The organism is Ruegeria sp. SATB045 (genome assembly GCF_059613525.1).
The window spans coordinates 108,741-123,912 of sequence record NZ_JBXWSR010000037.1 but is presented as its reverse complement, the minus strand read 5'-3'; the positions used below and the strand labels follow the sequence as shown (position 1 = coordinate 123,912).

Genomic DNA, 15,172 nt, shown 5'->3' with positions numbered 1-15,172 from the left:
CAACGGACCCCTAGTAGCGGGTCAATAAAGAAAGTCGGTCAATGCTTCAAAGAGCCGAACGGGCGGCAGTCTCTAAAGCATGGTGCAGAGAGCGTGCGTATCCCTGGCGAATTCCACGGCATAGTCTGTGAAGGCACCAGCATCGCACCGTTTGCAAAGTTGGCGCCAAGGCCGACATCCTCGTTGGCCTCAACTAGCACGACCGAGCATCCGCGCTTGGCCAATCGATGGGCCGTTGTGATGCCACTCAGACCACCGCCGATTATGAGCGCGTCTGGGCGCGCTTTCCGGGCGTCTACGGCATTATCCTTTCTAGAAGCCGGGAAAGACTATATCCAAACGCATGAGCCCACACGTAAGCATGAACACAAATGACGCTGTGATCGAGTTGGCCTTGCAAGGTCATGGTGTCGGACGGCTTCTGTCCTATCAAGTCGCACCTTACATTGCAGATGGGCGGCTCAAGACTGTTCTAAAGTCGTATGAACCACCCGAAGTCCGCATCCATCTTGTGCATCAAGAGGGACGAACCGTGTCTGCGAAGGTGCGCGCCTTTGTTGACTTTGCTGCCGGACGTCTCAAATCAAATCCCCTTCTTGTCGGGAACCCAACACAGGTCCAAAAGCAAGATTAACAAATGGGCGGGCGTCGCGCTATTCAGCTACTGCCGCGACCGAGGCGATCCATGCATTTGGCACAAAGGCATCATCCAACGCGGTGTCCGCCACATGGTTCGTATAGTTCGACAGGGTTTTCAACGCTGTGCCGAGGATGACTTCCAGCATAGATTGGCGTGTGTAACCAGCCGTCAGAAACGCCTCGATCTGGGCGTCGCTGGGCCAGCCCCGGCTTTCGTTGATCACGATGGCAAATTTGCGCAGCGCTTCCAGCTTGGGGTCGGCAATGGAGCTGCCAGTTCGCAATGCGGTTATGACGTCCTCGGGGACGCCGGCCATCTGGGAAAGCGTGGTATGGGCGGCCATGCAGTACTTGCACCCGTTCAACCGGTTGTTGGTCATCAGGATTATCTGGCGCTCGGTCTCTGACAGGCTGGTCTTTCCGAAGATGCCGGAAAGTGTGGTGTAGCCTTCCAGAATTGCGGGAGCTTCGGCCATGGTCGCATAAAGGTTCGGCACAAAACCATACCCTTTCAGCGATGATTCCAGAATTGGTTTCGCGGCATCAGGTGCGGAGGCGATTGTATAGGTCTCAAAATCAGTCATGTCTGGTTTCCTTTGGGATGAGATTTTAACGCATCCGTATTGTCCTTGCGGACAGGGCGTCTTGTGGAAATGCCGGTCTTTTGGGAGGGGCGAGGCAGCGGTGACTCCGACCGGCAAAAGCCACCAAAATCCTCGATCAAAGGCTGCTGACAGGCGTGTGGTGGATGTCTGCCCACTTGGCATGGGCGCCTTGGATCACGGTCTCTTTGTCCTCAAGGTACTTCTTGAAGATGTCCTCATTCACAAAGAGATAGAGCTTGTCGTCCACGATATCGGCATACCGAACATCGCCATCAAGCTTCTTGCCTACATAGACGCCAAAGGCGCAGAACCCGCCGAATTGAGGCAGATGTGCCGTCGGATCCGCCTCGAATGTGGCTTGTGCTGCCTGCGACGCAAAATAGTAGTCCACACCGTCATGAGCCGACGTGTAAGCGGCGTTGCCCATCTCGGGTTTCTCAACTTCAAACATCGACACAGGATCGACGCCGTGCATGCCAAGGGGGTGTCCGGTCAGCGTCAGACTGTTCGAGACGTTGTATTCATCATCGGCCAATGCCGCCGCCGCCAGGGCAAGAGTCAGAGCTGTTGTAAGCGCAGGAAAGGTAAAGATGCGTTTCATGTTGTGTCCTTTCGTGATGTCAGGATCAATTTGGAAAGTCGGTTCGGGTCAGGCTGATTGGCCGATGCGCTCTACCGCGTCGTCGGTCCACCAGACGCCGTTGGCGACCATGCGGAAGTTGATGATGGCGGCGAGATACCCGTCACCTTCAGGCACCTTGGCCCCGGCCGTGGCATCGCGAACGACAGCGACTTCGTAGCCCAGCTCCAGCAGCTCGTAGAGATGCGCCTGCGTACACAGGTTCGCCGACATCCCCGCGAGGATCACCTTGTCGATCTTGCGTTTACGCAATTGCAGGTTCAGGTCATTCTGAGCAGGGCTGTAAACCTTGTGTGGCGAGCAAATGATGGTTTCGCCATCCTCGATGTACTTCTTGTATTGCGGCATCCAGTCGGCACCTGAGCCCTCGAAGTTGTCCAAATTGAGCGGTCCCAGGCGGTCAAACATGCCGATGCTGTGCATCGTGGCTTCCAGTGTGCCCTCGAACTCCCACTTGTGGTCATGTGGGTAGTAATAGTGGGGCGAGATGAAGACCGGCATCCCCGCAGCCTTGGCGGCAATGAAAAGCTGTTCGATATTGTCGACCGTGCCCTGCTCGGTCACGCTTTCGCCAACGACGCCCCACGTCACACCGTCCTCTGACAAAAAATCAATCTGGGGGTCGGTCACCACAAGCGCAGTACGCCCCGGCTCGATGGTCATGTCGATTTGAGGAAGGCCCGGATTTTCCGGGTCAGCATAGTAGGCGCGTGCTTCGTCGGTCGCGGCAAGGACCTGCCCGCCAGCCATTATTGTTGTACCTGCCGCGGCCGCCCCGGCGGCTTGCGTCAGGAGGCGGCGGCGCGCCATATCAACGCGTTCGGGCGTGACGTCGCAAACGCAGCTGGCTCCATGTTTGTGGTCATGATTGCTCATTGCAAATTTCCTTTGTCTGAGAGGGACAAACGGTCTGCCTTACTCGGCAGCGCCCCAAGTGGATCTGACAAAGAAGAAGTTAAGCACCACATTGACCTAGGTATCGGCCCGCCCTGCCAAGGTTTTGGCCGAACCTGCCATGTGGTCTTGAGCTGTTCGTCTAGTCTGAGGTCGCTTGCTGTCGGAAACGAGCGGGAGCCAGTCCGACCCAACGCTTGAAGGCGCGGCTGAACGTGCTCTGTTCCGAAAATCCGGTCATAAAGGCGATTTCGGCTATGGAAGCCTTACCGTCACGGAGCAGGTCACGAGCGAGTGCAACTTGTGCCTGACCAAGAACGTCGCGATAGGTCAGCCCTTCTTCGGCCAACCTGCGGTAAAGAGTGCGTTCGCTCATTCCCATCTCTTGGGCGACATGCGCCGCCTGCGGTGCGCCGTTGCTCAGGGCTGGCGTAAGTCGATGAACAAGTACGTTGCTCAGTGACATATCATCATCCAGAGAATTGAATTCCTCATCCAGATGTTTCGTCATGAAATCTGACAAGCCCGGGTCGCCAAGACGATTTACGCATTCCAGCATAGCGGGGCGCATCGCAATGGCGTTGTGGTCGCTCCCAAATTGAACCGGACATCCGAAATATTCGGCGTAACGTCCCGGTTCTTGTCTGCTCGCATGCTGAAATGTGACATATGCGAGCGACAACCCATCACCCACAAACCGATGCATGTTCCTCGCAAAGGCCGCAAGCGCGCATTCGTTGCGCAGCTCCAAGGCGGCGCGATGCGGTGTTTGTCCTTCAAAAATCCAAAGAACCGGGTCGCCGGTTTCATCAAGTCTGTAGACTGCGGTGTCCGTGACGAGACGAAAATAGCGCTCGATCCGTTGCAATGATTGCCGCAAGGTCGGAGCTGTTTTAACGGCCAGGCCAAGGACGCCGAGATCATCGGTCGCAATCGCGTTTGCATAGGCCTCAACCAACGCGGCCTCGTCCGCTTGTTGCGCACGAATCCAATCTATCAAATCGAAATACGCATCATCCGCCAATTGGCCGTCTTGAGCTTCTGGTAAACGCAACACGACAGCGCCATTCAAAATCAGGGCGCCATCGTCGTTCAGCGTCATCCCGGCGGCGTTGGCCATCGCGCGGGCGAATGCGTAAGTTACACTTGCCATACAGTGAGATTAGCACTGGAAAGCTCTTTCACGCCAGATCGTCCAACCCTGTGATAGGTATAAAAAAAAAGACAGCCTCGATCTTCGGGCGCTTGAGGATAAATGCGCCAACCTGATAAAACTCGTCATCAGGTTTTCTGAACGGTGTCGTCCGAAAGCGTGCGGAAGCATGCAGTCATAGAGGTCATAGTAGATGGGCGAATTTTTTATATCTGTGCTGCTGCCGCTCGCAGTTGTTGTCATCATGTTCTGCCTTGGCCTCGGACTCACAGCGGCTGACTTTCAACGCATCGGACGACGTCCACGTGCCTTTTGCGTCGGGGCTCTCAACCAGATCATTTTGCTGCCTTGCATCGCTTTGATGGTGATCTTTATCTTTGGGATTTCCGCCGAGACAGCCGTTGGCATTATGATTTTAGCGGCCTGTCCGGGCGGGGCGATCAGTAACATCGTAACCAAGCTTTCGAATTGGGATGTTGCTTTGTCCGTTACTCTTACAGCAGTCTTCAGTCTGACTTGTGTCGTTACCGTACCGCTTATCCTGGGGTTTTCGATGCAGATGTTCATGGGGGCAACTGCGCCCGCTATCGACATCTCTTCGACGGCTTTAGCAATGTTTTTTTTAACAGCTTCTCCAACCCTAGTCGGGGTGACCGCGCGGTCATTGGCGCCGCGGATTGTAGCCGCTGTCGAACCAGTCTTTAGCAAGGTCTCCATGCTACTTTTTGCGCTTGTCATCGGAGGCGCGATCATTTCAAACTGGGTGGTGGTCGCGGATAACTACGTTAGGCTTGGACCCGCACTTTTTGTTGTAGGTGCGTCACTCACGTTTATTGGCATCGTGAGTTCAGGGATGCTGGGATGCACAGACATCGAGGCGAAGACGATTTCAATTGAAACCGGTGTTCAAAACGGAGCTTTGGGGATCGCAATTGCCACCTTGCTGTTGCCTAACACCAATGGGTTAAGCGCATATGCCATCCCATCCGCAATTTATAGCGTGGTCTGGATCGTAACAATGCTGCCTGTCTTCGCCCTCCTTGCGCGAAGAAGCCCAATTTCATGATCCTGACGCCTATTCGCTAGCTCTGGTTATGCGCTGAGCCAAGCCCCTTTGTTTCCATGTCAGAGCGCCGTCTGGTCAAAGAGCGATCAAGGAGCTCCAAAGCCCCTTGTGGAACGGCCGCTTTGGTGATTTTCCCTGTTGAAGGGAAAAGCTGCTGCTGCCAGTGCGGAGGATGCTGCGTCAGCGGCAGTGTAAAATCCAAAGCCGCCGTCAAGGAAGACGATACTTCGGATTCAATAGGGATTTTTGAAATGGTGCTGGCAGGCGGCAAACCAGCCAATGGCGAAGTTGGTGTACAGCGCGAGTGGTTTTGGAAGGGCGATGGTTCGATTATGCGCGCAAGCGGCCAGGTCACGGAAAGCTCCCATTGGCCAGACGACATGGGCGAAGGACCCGAGAATGCGGGCATTTACCTGAACGACAATAATGGTTAGCGTTTTCGTCTCAGTTATGCCCTCGCCAATGAAAGTTCCGGCCATGTTATGCAGCGCAAGAGCTGCTTCTTCCTTGCGCACCCGAAGCTACGTGTTTTTGGGCAGAGGTCAGAACTTTTGGTAGGCGACCCACCATCGGATGTTCAGGGTATGAGCCGAATTTACCGGGCTGGCGAGGTTCTATGGGAAAGGTCGTTTGCCTCAAGCCAATTACCTGATACGCACCATCATCGTAGCAAACTAGACCCCAGCCGGGTTCTCCACATCCCTTCCCAAGGCAGCGAGGTCTGAGTATCGGTCGCCGATCCGGTGGTGCGGGCGACCACGGGTTGACGCCCCCAGTGCTACCACCAGTTCGTCCACATCCGGTGCGTCATAGATTGAAAACTGGACGGTCAGGTAGTGCGACCGCCGCCCGGTATCATGTTTGTCCATCAGCGGGATCTGGATTTGGGTGTTCGCGGGCCCTCGCGTGTTTGTGAAACCGAGATAGCTTTTTGCACCCACTGCCTCACGATAATAATTTCCGTACTGCAGGGTGTGAATAAGCGCGGAGGCATGTTCAATCTCACAACTTGTCCCGGCGATACAGGCTTTTCCGTAGGCTTCTATCGCATCGCCTGATCCCGTCAGAGCGATCAGTCTGTTGGTGAGCATCTCTCCCAGAACTGGCGCCATGCGCTGAATCTCTGGTGAAAGATCATCGACAAAGCCACGTCCTGCCCAAGGGTTTCTGACCACCGCTGCCACGCCGATCATGCGCAACACGGGTTCCGAAGGTCGGCCTCCTTCTGTGTGAATATCCTCATCAAAGGTGACTACCTTGCGCAATTCGGGGATCATATTGCTTCTCCTGTCAAACGTGATAGCTGTGGTGCCCGGTCGGTGTGTGTACGACGCCTTCGACTTCAGTTCCGTGGTAGAAACCAAATGTACCGTGGCTGTTTTCCTTTGCGTAACGGCGCAACATCGAATTTTCAGCCCCGTCGCGTACGCGTTCCAGCGGCAAGTCGCCGAGATCAAAGTATTGCATGCCGTCAGGGGGCTGCCCATGAACGCTTCCGTGGTAGATGATCCGCTGCGTCCCACTTTTGGATATTCGATAAACCGCATAAGGATGCGCCAGCTCTACAATCAAATCTCGGTTTGACAGATCAGTGATCAGCCCATCTGCAGAATTGTTATTTGCAGGAGCAACCGGCACTGAAATGTGCCCGCTTTTGTCAACAGAGAGTAGAACCCGATCTTCGTTGGCCAGTAACGCTCCGACGGTCACACCAACTGCAGTCGCGGCCTCTGTCAGGGCACTGTTGAGCCCCAAATCGAAATAGGAACCGCGAAAGTAGCCCAGCGGATGTCCCTCGCGCGTTTCGAAATCCTCCACGCGGCCGATCAGGATCAGATGGTCACCGGCATCGACCAAACGGTGTCGGGCACAGCTGAACCGGGCGAGCGCGCCGTCTATCGTGGGCATGTTCCGCGCGTCAGGTTGCCAGGCTGCAATGTCGAATTTTTTGGCTGATTGAGACGCGAAAAGGCCCGAGATTTCTTTTTGGTCGTCCGACAGGACGTTGACCGTGAAATGATCCGCCTGCAGGAAGGTTTCAAAGGACAAGGCCTGCTTGCCGACACAAACCAGGAGTAGAGGTGGGTCGAGAGAAACGGAGGTAAATGAGTTCGCCGTGAACCCGCGCGGGGTCCCGTCCGGCTGCCGGGTAGTTACCACTGTCACACCGGTGGCAAAGCGCCCGAAGGCGTCGCGCAGCGCCTTCCCGGCTAAGGGTTCCGTCGACTCCGGTGGGGGCAATCCTTCCAGAATGCTATTGTGCTCACCTAGCGCAGGAGGGGTCGTCAGTGCACCTTGGCGGTGCCGACCGAACCGCAACGGGTTTGCTGCCACGATCCAAGGTTCATGTCCCGCATCCGGATGCGGGACCTTCGCCAGCATGCCGCGGCTGGCTACATGAGGGTCGGCCGCGATGTCCGAGATAGTGTTCATCGGGCCGAACGGGACCTGGCCACCCAGTGTTGCCGTCAATTGCTCCTTAGTCCGTTGTCGGGTCCAACCGCTTACGATTTTGTTGACTTCGGAGGCATGGTTGGCCCGGGCCGCCCTTGTGGAGAAGCGGTCATCTTGTCCAAGTGACGGTTGCCCCATCAGCCGTGTCAAAAGCTGCCAAAACGCATCGTCGACAATTCCAAGAGCGATGTGGCCATCTGCTGCCGGGTAGAGGCCAAACGGGGAAAGGAATGGATGCCCGTTGCCTTCCGGTCCGGGCACCTCTCCTGTCACGTCATGCAAGTAAACCATTCTTTCGCAGAGCGAGATCATGGCATCATACATGGCCACATCCACAAACTGCCCTTTGCCCGTCGCTTCGGCCTCGCGCAGGGCGGCCATGATACCGAAAGCCATCATCATGCCGGTGAATATGTCACCCACCCCGGGTCCGGTCTTGGTGGGTGTGTCAGCATTCGGTCCGGTGACGGACATCAGACCGCCCATGGCCTGCGCAACCACATCGTACGAAGGCCAGTTGGCATAGGGGCTTTGGCCTGTGCGCGGGTCGCCAAAGCCACGGATCGCGGCATAGACGAGCCGGGGGTTGTCGGCAGCAAGGCTTTCATAAGACAGGCCAAGGCGATCCATTACGCCCGGGCGGAAATTCTCGACGATGACATCCGCCGTTGCCGCAAGTTCTCGAAAAGTCGCGCAGCCCTCCGGCGATTTCAGATCAAGCTGCACGCTTTTCTTGCCGCGGTTCAGACTTACAAAGTAGCCGGCCCAGGCATGATCCGGATCGTCTTGACGGAACGGTCCGTTGCCGCGGCTGGTGTCGCCATGCTTGCTTTCGATCTTGATCACCTCGGCCCCGTGATCCGCCAGATGCATTGTACAATAGGGACCTGAAAGCATCCGACTCAAATCCAACACACGCAGGCCTTTGAGGATTTGGGTGCTCATGGCTTCAGATCCAGATTGTTGAGAAAGCTGCGGAGTGGCTTGTTCACAGCGTCCGGGTCTTCGGCAAGTGCCATATGCCGCAGTCCCGGGAGGATAAGTGCACTGCCCCCCGCAATCTCGCTTGCGATGGCATTCGCCATCTCTGGCCCGTTGCCGAAATCCTCATCACCCGTAATCACCAGCGCAGGGCAAGAAATCGGCGGGTTTGGCGCAACAATTTCGTCGATACCATCGGCCAGTACGCGATAGATGGTGTGGTAAGTTGCTATGTCATTGGCCATGACCCAGTCACGAACCGTGTTCATCATACGAGGGTTGGACTGGCGGAACGCCTCGGTGAACCATCGGTCCAGCGCGGCTTCGACTGTTGCTTTTGGTCCGTCCAGCCGTGCCTGTTCTACCCGTTTCAAAATTGCCTCTTGTGCGGCATCGGTCCGTTTGTGAGGGGAATGCAGGATCACCAGAGCTGAAACCCGTTGTGGCACATCCTGGGCAAACCGACGCGCGATCATGCCGCCCAGTGAAAACCCTGCGATGGCGGCGCTTTGGAAGGCGCAGTGGTCCAGCAAGCTCTCTAGTTGGCGTGAAAACATTGAAAGGCTGGGGCGTTCGGGTGGCGGGGCACTTTGCCCATGACCATATAGATCATAGGTGAGAACGCGAAAGCGATCAGACAGTGCAGGGGTCGTCCATTGCCAGCAATTCCGGTTCAGGCCCAGACCGTGGATCATCACGACAACAGGGCCATCCTCTGGTCCTGTCATTTTGAAATGGGTTCCGTCTGGTGCAATGCCCATCAGGATTGGTCCTTGAGGGGGCGATAGGCTACGACTTCGACCTCAACGCGGGCATCCACCAGAAGATCGCTGACCACAGCCGACCGGGTTGGAGGCTCAACTGGAAAATAGTCGGCGTAGACGGCGTTAAATCCAGGGAAATCGTCGCGCTCCCGCAGCCAGACCATGGCCTTGATGACATCGTCGCGGGTGCAGCCTGCCTTGGCCAGTGTCTTGGTGATGTCGTCCAAAACTGCGCGGGTCTGCTCTTCGATGGTGCCATCGGTCATAGGCACGCCGTCTCGCATAGGAATTTGCCCTGTCAGAAAAACGAAATCACCTGCCCGAATGGCGCGGGACAGCGACAGAACCCGTCCGCCAATTTCCAGTGGACCTCCGATAACCTGCTTTTTGCTACCCATTTCCAAGCCTCCCTTTGGAACAGCCTGCACCCATGATCGGATGCGAGACCCGGATTTTTCGACAGACTGCGTCGTATTTTCATAACCCTGAGGCGCGAAAGCAGACATGAATAGGGAGGCAACAATCAGGGGGGAGGCACGCCATGGCTGATGTCAAAAACTATCAGATGCTGATTGATGGCGACTGGGTCGACGCTGCGGATGGCGGTACTTTTGACAGCGTCAACCCAGCCAATGGTGAGGTCTGGAGCCGTGTTCCAGAGGCAACTGAGGATGATATAAACCGCGCAGTCACCGCGGCGCACACTGCTTTTGTCGGCGGGCCGTGGGCGCGTATGACACCGACCGAGCGCGGCAAATGCCTGCGCAAGCTGGGCGATCTTCTAGCGGATCATTCCGAAGAGCTGGGACGAACTGAATCCATCGACACCGGCAAGATGCTCAAGGAAACGCGTTGGCAAGCCAAGTACATTGCCGAGTTTTTCCACTTTTTTGCTGGGTGTGCGGATAAGGTAAGCGGCGAGACACTGCCCATCGACAAACCTGACATGTTTGTCTTTACCAAGCGCGAGCCTCTGGGCGTGGTTGCTGCCGTGGTGCCTTGGAATTCGCAATTGTTCCTTGTAGCGGTCAAGATCGGCCCGGCATTGGCTGCCGGGAATACGGTTGTTCTGAAAGCATCCGAACATGCCAGCGCGGCCATGCTGGAGTTTGGGCGACTTGTCGAAATGGCCGGTATCCCGCCTGGTGTGGTCAACATCGTAACGGGTCATGGTGAGCCCTGTGGACGGGCTTTGACCGGGCATCCTCTGGTGGCGCGCGTCTCTTTTACCGGTGGCCCAAATGCCGCGCGCCATGTGCTGGAAAACGTAAAACGCAACTTTGCCGAGGTCTCATTGGAACTGGGCGGCAAGTCGCCCTTCATTGTTTTTGATGACGCCAATATCGAAAGTGCAGTCAATGCCTCAATTGCCGGTATCTTTGGTGCGACAGGGCAAAGCTGCGTTGCCGGATCGCGCCTCTATTTGCACGAGGACATCGCGGATGAGTTTCTCGATAGGATGGTGGCGCAGGCGCAGCAGATCCTCATTGGCGATCCACTGGCCCAGGAAACTCAGATGGGGCCGCTTTGCACCGCCGGACAGTTGGACCACATCCAACGCGAGGTCGACTTCGCTCAGGAAGAGGGCGGCAAGGTTTTGGTGGGGGGCAAGCAGCCGGAAGGCAAATCAGGGCTCTATTTCGAGCCAACCATCATCGACTGCCCACGGCAGGACCTGCGGATCGTCGATACAGAGCTTTTTGGCCCTGTTCTGTGCGTTCAGCGCTTCAAGACCGAGGCTGAGGTGCTGGAACTGGCCAATGATACCGAACACGGGCTCGCGGCTGGTATTTTTACCGCCGACGGTGCCCGATCCTTGCGCATGGCGAACGCGGTGCGTGCAGGGATCGTCTGGGTCAACACCTACCGTGTTGTGTCGCCGATAGCCGAGTTTGGTGGCGTTAAAGGATCAGGCTATGGCCGCGAAAGCGGGTTCCAGGCGATCTACGATTACACCCGGCCCAAGACGGTCTGGATGAACACATCGGATGAGCCGATGGCGAACCCGTTTGTAATGCGCTGAGGGAGGTAAGCATGAAATTCCAACTTGCCGTAAACATGGAGCGGATCGACGACAGTCTTGATATGAAAGACGTCGCGCGCCACACATTGGAGATGGTGCAAATCGCCGAAGATGGCGGTTTCGATATCGTCTGGTCTGCCGAACATCACGCGCTGGAAATGACCATTGCCCCGAACCCGTTTCAATTGCTGACTTGGTGGTCGTCCGAGACCAGCCGGATCCGGCTTGGTACGGCAGTGGCCACTGCGGCCTACTGGCATCCGATCAATCTGGCGGGTGAGGCTGCCTTCACCGACCTGATCAGTGGAGGGCGGCTCGAGTTTGGCATTGGATCGGGGGCTTATCAGCGAGAGTTTGACCGCATGAAGCCGGGCCTGAAGCAATCCGACGCCTGGCGCTACATGCAAGAAATGCTACCGGCCGTGCGCGCGCTTTGGCGCGGGGACTATGCGCATGACGGAGAGTTCTGGCAATTTCCAACCTCAACATCCGTTCCAAAACCGGTTCAGGCCGAGGTGCCGGTCTGGGTCGCTGCGAGATCACCCATCACCTACGACTATGCCATGCGCGAGCGCTGTCATGTGAATTGCTGGCCGTTGACCAGACCCTTTGCCGAGGCGGAACTATACAAGCGCCAACTGGACGAGGCCATCGCCAAGGCAGACAATGGATGGCTGCCTCGCTTCGCTTTGATGCGGCACGCCTGTGTATACGACAACGACCCCGATCGCGAACAAGCCCTCGCGGCCATTCGCCGACTGCTTTCTCAATTCGAGAACCTGTTCCGAAACGCCGGTGATGTTGTGAACGGTTTCCCCGCCCCCCTGTCGCTTGATGAGATCGAAGGGCGCGAGCAATACGATCCGTTGATGCTAGAGGAAAACCTCATGTTCGGAAATCCGGACACCATCATCACCAAGCTCAAGCGCTATGAGGCTTTGGGTGTGAACGAATTCATCTACTATGCCTCGATGGGGCTTGATCACGCGGCGCAGCAACGATCCCTGCGCATGTTCTGCGACGAGGTCATGCCGGAATTCAAGGAGGGCTGAAGCCATGTCAGATGGAGTAAAGGTAAGCCGCGACGGCCACGTTCTGGAAGTTACGCTAGAGCGTGGCAAGGTAAACGCGATTGACGTGCCCACCAGTCAGGCCTTGGCCGCGGCGTTTAAGGAGCTGCACGAGGACAAGGACTTGCGTTGCGCGATTCTGACCGGGGGCGGAGATCGGATTTTCTCGGCCGGGTGGGATTTGAAGGCCCTGAACGAGGGCGAAATGCAACTCGACAACTGGTGGGAGAGTGATGACTACGGGTTTGGCGGGTTCACGGGTCTGACCGAGAATTGGGCGCTCAACAAGCCGGTTATCGCGGCGATCAACGGTCTTGCAATCGGCGGTGGATTCGAGATGGCCATGGCCTGTGATCTGCTGATTGCGGCGGATCATGTGGAGTTTGGCCTGCCTGAAATGCCTTTGGGCATCGTTCCGGATGCGGGGGCGCTACAACGCCTGCCTCGGAGAATACCGCACAATATCGCGATGGAGATGTTTCTGTTGGGCCGTCGCATGACCGCTACGGAGGCGGCGCATTACGGGTTGGTCAACAAGGTGGTCCCAAAGGATCAATTGATGTCAGCGGCCCGGAAATGGGCGGCCTCGATTGCCTGGTCAGCGCCTCTTGCAATGCAATCAGTCAAAGAAGTGCAGCGCGAGATCGAGTGCGTGCCGCTGGAACAGGCCTTTCACAAGATGCGAACCGATCCGATGCCGATCTACCGCAAGATGCTGAAATCTGATGACGCGGCCGAAGGTGTCGCGGCTTTTGTCGAAAAGCGTGAACCCAAATTCAAGGGTGAGTGATGTATCCTGATCCCTCCTCAATCACCCGCATCACGAGTATTGGCGCTGGTCCCATCGGCGGCGGCTGGGCAGCGCATTTTCTTGCGCGTGGTTATGATGTGACCGCCTATTTGCATGACGCGAGCGAATCCGATGCCTTTCACGCAATCTTACGCACTGCTTGGAAGAGCTTGACGGATTTGGGGCTTGCCGCCGGTGCGTCGTTTGACCGCCTGCGCATCGTTACAGATTTGGAGGCTGCGCTGGACGGCGCCGAATTTGTGCAGGAAAGCGCGCCCGAGCGTCTTGAGATAAAGCAGGCACTTTATCAACGACTCGGGCTCATTTTGCCAACAGACGTCGTGATTGGCTCTTCCACGTCCGGCTTGATGATGACCGACATCCAAGCGACTTGCGCGACACCGGAACGCTGTGTGATCGGCCATCCCTTCAATCCACCCTATTTGCTACCACTGGTCGAAATCGTGGGCGGCGAACAGACATCACCAGAGGCGGTGGCTTGGGCCGGGACATTCTACGAAATCGCGGGCAAGGCCCCGTTGATGATGAAAAAAGAGATCCCCGGCTTTGTCGCGACCCGACTGCAAGAGGCGCTTTGGCGAGAGGCCCTGCATATGGTCGCCAATGGAGAGGCAACGCCGGAAGACATCGACATCGCACTCATGAACGGCCCGGCGCCTCGTATGGTCTCGCAGGGTCAGTGTATGGCTTTTCACGTGGCCTGTGGTGCCGGAGGCATGGCCACCAACCTGGATCAGTTCGGCCCGGCGCTTAAACTGCCCTGGACCCGGTTGGAGGCACCTGAGCTGACGAAGGAATTGCGCGATCGCATGGTCGATGGTTGCAACGCTGTCGCCGGCGACCGAGATTTCGAGGACATGGCAGCCCAACGAGATCGCGAAATAGTTGCAGTGCTGAATGCTCTGCGTCAGTCCCGCGGGGGATAACCTTGAGCGGGCACGTTGTTCAGAATGGACAAGAAATCCGAGAGAGAGCCGGGCCAGCTGGGTGCCGGCTCGCTTTTCGGCCATGCCTCACGGTATTCGGATGGGCGCCGGCCGAAGAATTTACCGAATGAATAGGCAAAATGTGACAGTGTATTGAATCCTGATGCGGTGGCAATCTCGCGTACACTGAGGTCGGTCGAAATCAACAGCAGGCGAGCATTCTGCAATCGGCGCAATAAGCCGAATTGCACCACGGTACAGCCCACGTGTTTCTTGAATTGGCGTTCCAGTTGACGCTGAGAAACACCCAGAACATCAGCGATTTGGGGCACTTTGAGCGGCTCTTCTATGTTTTCTTCGATCAGGGTCATCGCTTCTCGGATCAACGGAAGCATGGTTTCCGTGCTCCGGCCCATGGTGCTGCGCTGGGGTGAGGCGGCGTCGCGAATGGGGTGATGCAGCATCTGGTCTGCAATCTCCCCCGAAAAGCCGCTGTCGCTGATGGATTCAATCAGCCTTAGCATCAGATCGACCCCAGCCAACCCGCCCGCGCACGTCATTACCTTGCCGTCAATAGTGAACAGACACTCATGAACATCGACCCGATCAAAGGATTCCCGGAACCCGCTCAACCACGACCAGTGAATAGTCGCAGGTTTGCCGTCCAACAGGCCTGCACGTGCGACGATGTAGCTGCCCAATTCAACGCCGCAAACAGTTTCGCCTGCGCGTGCGCGTTTTCGCAACCAGGTGAGTAAAGCGGTGTTATCGTAGTGTTCAGTACCCCAACTGCCCAACACAAACACAAAATCTGCCGGAGTGAGGCTCCCGTAGTCGGTGTCAACTGCGGTCGTCATGCCATTGCTGGCAACAATCTCAGGACCGTCGAACGAGACGATGTCCCAGGAAAACATCGGTTCTGACGCCAGGTAATTTGCGATCCGCATGGTTTCGATCATGGTGATCAGCGTGGTCAGGTTGAAACGCGGGACAACGACAAATACGGCATGCCGTTTAGCCCGAGCCATATGCGTTGTGATGTCGACATGCATTGGTTTTACCAAGAAGCTTTAGGTCAGATTTTTCGCCATTCTAACCTAATCTGTGGCGGATAATCGACATCTTTATCCGTCAATCGCGCGGCAA

Annotated in this window: 17 protein-coding genes; 6 read left to right on the top strand and 11 right to left on the bottom strand. The window is 56.5% G+C overall.

Annotation, left to right across the window (positions count from 1 at the left end; genetic code table 11):
- Positions 1 to 38: 38 nt before the first annotated feature.
- A complete protein-coding gene (locus AC2FNR_RS20240; protein ID WP_496851477.1) occupies positions 39 to 263 on the bottom strand; it encodes an FAD-dependent oxidoreductase in 225 nt (74 codons plus the stop codon).
- Between the two features lie 80 nt (positions 264 to 343).
- On the opposite strand from AC2FNR_RS20240, the gene AC2FNR_RS20235 reads away from it, so the two are divergent.
- Complete coding sequence (locus AC2FNR_RS20235) at positions 344 to 634, top strand: LysR substrate-binding domain-containing protein (protein WP_496851072.1); 291 nt, start codon at positions 344 to 346, stop codon at positions 632 to 634.
- Positions 635 to 653: 19 nt separating this feature from the next.
- Here the strand turns inward: AC2FNR_RS20235 and AC2FNR_RS20230 are convergent, their stop codons facing one another.
- From AC2FNR_RS20230 to AC2FNR_RS20215, 4 genes are all read right to left on the bottom strand, one after another.
- Positions 654 to 1,223 (bottom strand): carboxymuconolactone decarboxylase family protein, encoded by a 570-nt coding sequence (locus AC2FNR_RS20230; protein ID WP_496851070.1) that lies wholly within the window; start codon positions 1,221 to 1,223, stop codon positions 654 to 656.
- Positions 1,224 to 1,359: 136 nt separating this feature from the next.
- On the bottom strand, positions 1,360 to 1,845 hold the full coding sequence (locus AC2FNR_RS20225) for a YHS domain-containing (seleno)protein (RefSeq protein WP_496851068.1): 486 nt from the start codon (positions 1,843 to 1,845) through the stop codon (positions 1,360 to 1,362).
- 48 nt (positions 1,846 to 1,893) lie between these two features.
- Positions 1,894 to 2,760, bottom strand: a complete 867-nt coding sequence (locus AC2FNR_RS20220; RefSeq protein WP_496851066.1) for a cysteine hydrolase family protein — start codon at positions 2,758 to 2,760, stop codon at positions 1,894 to 1,896.
- Positions 2,761 to 2,920: 160 nt separating this feature from the next.
- Positions 2,921 to 3,931, bottom strand: coding sequence for an AraC family transcriptional regulator (locus AC2FNR_RS20215; RefSeq protein ID WP_496851064.1), 1,011 nt, complete (start codon positions 3,929 to 3,931; stop codon positions 2,921 to 2,923).
- Between the two features lie 193 nt (positions 3,932 to 4,124).
- Here AC2FNR_RS20215 and AC2FNR_RS20210 point away from each other — a divergent pair, with 193 nt between their 5' ends.
- Positions 4,125 to 4,997, top strand: a complete 873-nt coding sequence (locus AC2FNR_RS20210; RefSeq protein ID WP_496851062.1) for a bile acid:sodium symporter family protein — start codon at positions 4,125 to 4,127, stop codon at positions 4,995 to 4,997.
- A 233-nt stretch (positions 4,998 to 5,230) separates the two neighbouring features.
- Here AC2FNR_RS20210 and AC2FNR_RS20205 read toward each other — a convergent pair whose 3' ends face one another.
- The 5 genes from AC2FNR_RS20205 to AC2FNR_RS20185 all read right to left on the bottom strand — a co-directional run bounded on the left by AC2FNR_RS20205 (position 5,231) and on the right by AC2FNR_RS20185 (position 9,594).
- The gene (locus tag AC2FNR_RS20205) at positions 5,231 to 5,512 is read right to left on the bottom strand and encodes a hypothetical protein (protein ID WP_496851060.1); all 282 of its coding nucleotides are present in this window, start codon (positions 5,510 to 5,512) and stop codon (positions 5,231 to 5,233) included.
- 159 nt (positions 5,513 to 5,671) lie between these two features.
- Positions 5,672 to 6,274 carry an amino acid synthesis family protein gene (locus AC2FNR_RS20200; protein ID WP_496851058.1) on the bottom strand — a complete coding sequence of 201 codons (603 nt, stop codon included), beginning with the start codon at positions 6,272 to 6,274 and terminating at the stop codon, positions 5,672 to 5,674.
- 13 nt (positions 6,275 to 6,287) lie between these two features.
- A complete protein-coding gene (locus AC2FNR_RS20195) occupies positions 6,288 to 8,396 on the bottom strand; it encodes a CoA transferase (RefSeq protein ID WP_496851056.1) in 2,109 nt (702 codons plus the stop codon).
- A complete protein-coding gene (locus AC2FNR_RS20190) occupies positions 8,393 to 9,193 on the bottom strand; it encodes an alpha/beta fold hydrolase (protein ID WP_496851054.1) in 801 nt (266 codons plus the stop codon). Before AC2FNR_RS20190 ends, AC2FNR_RS20195 begins: the two co-directional genes overlap by 4 nt.
- Entirely contained in the window at positions 9,193 to 9,594 is a 402-nt protein-coding gene (locus tag AC2FNR_RS20185) for a RidA family protein (protein WP_209599166.1), read from the bottom strand. The genes AC2FNR_RS20190 and AC2FNR_RS20185 overlap by 1 nt, the downstream gene beginning before the upstream one ends.
- A 143-nt stretch (positions 9,595 to 9,737) precedes the next feature.
- Between AC2FNR_RS20185 and AC2FNR_RS20180 the strand changes: the two genes are divergently transcribed.
- Genes AC2FNR_RS20180 through AC2FNR_RS20165 form a run of 4 tightly spaced genes read left to right on the top strand, consistent with a single transcriptional unit; the run spans position 9,738 to position 14,026 of the window.
- Positions 9,738 to 11,219 carry an aldehyde dehydrogenase gene (locus tag AC2FNR_RS20180; RefSeq protein ID WP_496851052.1) on the top strand — a complete coding sequence of 494 codons (1,482 nt, stop codon included), beginning with the start codon at positions 9,738 to 9,740 and terminating at the stop codon, positions 11,217 to 11,219.
- An 11-nt stretch (positions 11,220 to 11,230) separates the two neighbouring features.
- Entirely contained in the window at positions 11,231 to 12,271 is a 1,041-nt protein-coding gene (locus AC2FNR_RS20175; RefSeq protein ID WP_496851050.1) for an LLM class flavin-dependent oxidoreductase, read from the top strand.
- A 4-nt stretch (positions 12,272 to 12,275) separates the two neighbouring features.
- Positions 12,276 to 13,079, top strand: coding sequence for a carnitinyl-CoA dehydratase (locus tag AC2FNR_RS20170; protein ID WP_496851048.1), 804 nt, complete (start codon positions 12,276 to 12,278; stop codon positions 13,077 to 13,079).
- Positions 13,079 to 14,026, top strand: coding sequence for a 3-hydroxyacyl-CoA dehydrogenase NAD-binding domain-containing protein (locus AC2FNR_RS20165; RefSeq protein WP_496851046.1), 948 nt, complete (start codon positions 13,079 to 13,081; stop codon positions 14,024 to 14,026). Before AC2FNR_RS20170 ends, AC2FNR_RS20165 begins: the two co-directional genes overlap by 1 nt.
- On the opposite strand, the gene AC2FNR_RS20160 is transcribed toward AC2FNR_RS20165, so the two are convergent.
- The gene (locus AC2FNR_RS20160; RefSeq protein ID WP_496851044.1) at positions 14,008 to 15,078 is read right to left on the bottom strand and encodes a GlxA family transcriptional regulator; all 1,071 of its coding nucleotides are present in this window, start codon (positions 15,076 to 15,078) and stop codon (positions 14,008 to 14,010) included. The genes AC2FNR_RS20165 and AC2FNR_RS20160 overlap by 19 nt on opposite strands.
- Positions 15,079 to 15,172: the final 94 nt, after the last annotated feature.

Bases quoted from the DNA above. Each gene is read 5' to 3' on its own strand.
- AC2FNR_RS20210 (WP_496851062.1), top strand. From the start codon at position 4,125: ATGGGCGAATTTTTTATATCTGTGCTGCTGCCGCTCGCAGTTGTTGTC.
- AC2FNR_RS20175 (WP_496851050.1), top strand. From the start codon at position 11,231: ATGAAATTCCAACTTGCCGTAAACATGGAGCGGATCGACGACAGTCTT.
- AC2FNR_RS20160 (WP_496851044.1), bottom strand. From the start codon at position 15,078: ATGCATGTCGACATCACAACGCATATGGCTCGGGCTAAACGGCATGCC.
- AC2FNR_RS20165 (WP_496851046.1), top strand. From the start codon at position 13,079: ATGTATCCTGATCCCTCCTCAATCACCCGCATCACGAGTATTGGCGCT.
- AC2FNR_RS20225 (WP_496851068.1), bottom strand. From the start codon at position 1,845: ATGAAACGCATCTTTACCTTTCCTGCGCTTACAACAGCTCTGACTCTT.
- AC2FNR_RS20200 (WP_496851058.1), bottom strand. From the start codon at position 6,274: ATGATCCCCGAATTGCGCAAGGTAGTCACCTTTGATGAGGATATTCAC.
- AC2FNR_RS20190 (WP_496851054.1), bottom strand. From the start codon at position 9,193: ATGGGCATTGCACCAGACGGAACCCATTTCAAAATGACAGGACCAGAG.
- AC2FNR_RS20170 (WP_496851048.1), top strand. From the start codon at position 12,276: ATGTCAGATGGAGTAAAGGTAAGCCGCGACGGCCACGTTCTGGAAGTT.
- AC2FNR_RS20235 (WP_496851072.1), top strand. From the start codon at position 344: ATGAGCCCACACGTAAGCATGAACACAAATGACGCTGTGATCGAGTTG.
- AC2FNR_RS20215 (WP_496851064.1), bottom strand. From the start codon at position 3,931: ATGGCAAGTGTAACTTACGCATTCGCCCGCGCGATGGCCAACGCCGCC.
- AC2FNR_RS20180 (WP_496851052.1), top strand. From the start codon at position 9,738: ATGGCTGATGTCAAAAACTATCAGATGCTGATTGATGGCGACTGGGTC.
- AC2FNR_RS20185 (WP_209599166.1), bottom strand. From the start codon at position 9,594: ATGGGTAGCAAAAAGCAGGTTATCGGAGGTCCACTGGAAATTGGCGGA.
- AC2FNR_RS20220 (WP_496851066.1), bottom strand. From the start codon at position 2,760: ATGAGCAATCATGACCACAAACATGGAGCCAGCTGCGTTTGCGACGTC.
- AC2FNR_RS20195 (WP_496851056.1), bottom strand. From the start codon at position 8,396: ATGAGCACCCAAATCCTCAAAGGCCTGCGTGTGTTGGATTTGAGTCGG.
- AC2FNR_RS20230 (WP_496851070.1), bottom strand. From the start codon at position 1,223: ATGACTGATTTTGAGACCTATACAATCGCCTCCGCACCTGATGCCGCG.